General features: G+C 63.5%; 3 protein-coding genes. 1 reads left to right on the top strand and 2 read right to left on the bottom strand.

Translation table 11 applies throughout. The features are described 5' to 3' along the window. Positions 1–667: 667 nt before the first annotated feature. A complete protein-coding gene (locus AC1DYI_RS33415) occupies positions 668–805 on the top strand; it encodes a hypothetical protein (RefSeq protein ID WP_477208409.1) in 138 nt (45 codons plus the stop codon). A 37-nt stretch (positions 806–842) separates the two neighbouring features. On the opposite strand, the gene AC1DYI_RS33410 is transcribed toward AC1DYI_RS33415, so the two are convergent. Together AC1DYI_RS33410 and AC1DYI_RS33405 are read right to left on the bottom strand one after the other, a co-directional pair. Next, positions 843–1,601 carry a substrate-binding periplasmic protein gene (locus AC1DYI_RS33410; protein WP_477208408.1) on the bottom strand — a complete coding sequence of 253 codons (759 nt, stop codon included), beginning with the start codon at positions 1,599–1,601 and terminating at the stop codon, positions 843–845. A gap of 91 nt (positions 1,602–1,692) precedes the next feature. Further along, the coding region (locus AC1DYI_RS33405; RefSeq protein ID WP_477208407.1) for an ankyrin repeat domain-containing protein at positions 1,693–2,191 on the bottom strand (499 nt) is incomplete at its 5' end.

Raw genomic sequence — 2,191 nt, 5'->3', positions numbered from 1 at the left:
TAGGCGGCCAGCTCGGCAGCCTTGACCTTCGGGATCAGCGGACGGTCCAGCGGGCGGCAGACGCGGCGCTGCAGATGATTCAGGCGGTCAGAACGCTCCATGGCCAGCAAGATGGCTTCCGGGTCCGTCATCATCGTGAACGGGTTCAGAGCGGCTTCGGCGTGGTGCATGGAGTTCTCCTTGGGGTGTGGGCTTCGGCGCGAAACCCATGTCACGAACTGTAGAGAAGCACTTTGGCCAACAACAGTCGGCTGACAGACAAGCCGGGTGTCGGAAAAAACCTGACAAGGCTGACGGCCGCTCGGCGGCCCTTGTAAGGCACCCCACCCCACCGCACGGCGCTCTGGCCCGTGAAGCCGAGGCCCGGCACCGCTCAATCGCTCTGCGCCAGCCTCAATCGTGCCCGTCAGTGAAAACCCTAAATTTCGTCGTGAGCGAAATCACGAGATGGGGGTAATCCCTATGTTTTGTCTTGAAACTGTCGTCAGACCCTGTCACAGTCGCCCTGCTGTCGCAAGAAACCAATAACAGCAAAGCCGGGTTCTTGCAATCCGCCTGAACCCGAGACCTCGCGGAGGCGCCAAAAGCCACTTCGCAAGGATCGCCGAGTTGGCCTCAGGGCCGACGCGGGCCAATCGAACAACCAATCAACCTCACAAGGGCCATGATGAAACAACGTCTGATCAACCTCTTCACGAACACCAGCGCACAACTGGGCTACTCGCAAATCGAAGCCCTGCTGGTCGTCGCCGTCCTCGGCTACTTCGGTCTGGCGATCGCCGACCTGGCCGGCCTGAAGGGCTGAGCCACCACATCCGCTGCATCCACGCTGCCGACGCAGGTCAGCGCAGGCCCGGCGGCTTCACCCCAGGCAGCCATTTGGCGTAGATCCGTTCAAAGCTGCCGTCCGCCTTCATTTCGTCGAGCGTTCTCTGCCAGCGGATGGCCACGTCATCCGGCGTGTCACGCGAGAACGCGATGTATTGAACCGCCTGGGTAATCACGGGGCCGGTTTCGATGTCATTGGCATTGACGCCGGCCGCCACCAGCGTATCGGCCAGCGTGACGTCATCGAGCGCCATCAAGGGCGCACGCCCCGCCGCCAGCATGCGCACCGCCAGTGCTGGCGTGTTGACTGCGTTGATGTTCCCAAAGCCCATGCCGCGCAGCATTTGCTCCAGGTACCAGTCGCGCGGAATCACGATGCGTTCTGCGCTGCGCGCCTGCTCCAGATTGTCAAAATACGGGCCGCCACGGCGCGTATAGAAATGGGCCGTGGTGGCCGATATCGGACCGACCCAATGGAACAACTTCTCGCGCTCGGCGGTGCGGGTGGTGGCAAACAACCCGATGTTGGGCAAGCTGGTCACTTGTTTGTAACCGCGCGCCCATGGCACCACTTCGATCGGTGCCGAGGTGCCGAGGCGGCGCATGATCTCTTCGACCACTTCGGTACCGAGGCCGGCAGCCTTGCCTGCACGCGCGAAAGTGACAGGCGGATATTCTTCGGTATAGAGCTGGAGCTGAACTTCTGCCGCAGCCGATGCGGTCAACAAGAAGAAAAGCAGTGCTGTTGCAGAGCGAACAAGCGGTGTGAACATGGCTCCTCCTGCAGGCAAGCCAAGTGTTCATGATAGGCCGGCCACACGACCGATCAACTGCACAAAACCCAGAGGCGGATTCGGCCCCCCGTCAAGGACGGGCGCGCTTCGCGATGGCGTCCAGCCGCTGTGCGAGCCACAGCCGGTCCGCCTTGCGGGCATAGTCGGCGGCTCGCAGCCCCGCCTTGTTCTGCAGCGTCACGTCGGCGCCGCGCAGGGCCAGCAGATCCGCCGCATCCACGCTGCCGAAACCGGCAGCCAGCATCAAGGGCGTGTTGCCGTTCGGCGCCCGGGCATCGAGCTCGGCACCACGCTCCAGCAACAACACCACCGCCGCCTGGTCGTTGCCCGAGGCGGCGTAGTGCAAGGGCGCCCAGCCCTCGCGGTTGACCTGGGCGCCACGCGCCATCAGCTGCTTCATCGCGTCGATCCGGCCGCGCAAGGCGGCCATCATCAGCAGCGTCTCACCAGCGGGGCTGGTGGCTTCGACGTCGAGCTGCGGATGGTTCAGCAGCAGCGGCACCACATCGAACGAGTTTTCGCGCAAGGCCAGGTACAGGCCGTGCTGGCCCTCCGGGTTGCGCGCGTTG

The organism is Ideonella sp. P3_A4, assembly GCF_056403075.1.
Note: the sequence above shows the minus strand (reverse complement) of the source record. Positions and strands in the feature narration are given on the sequence as shown.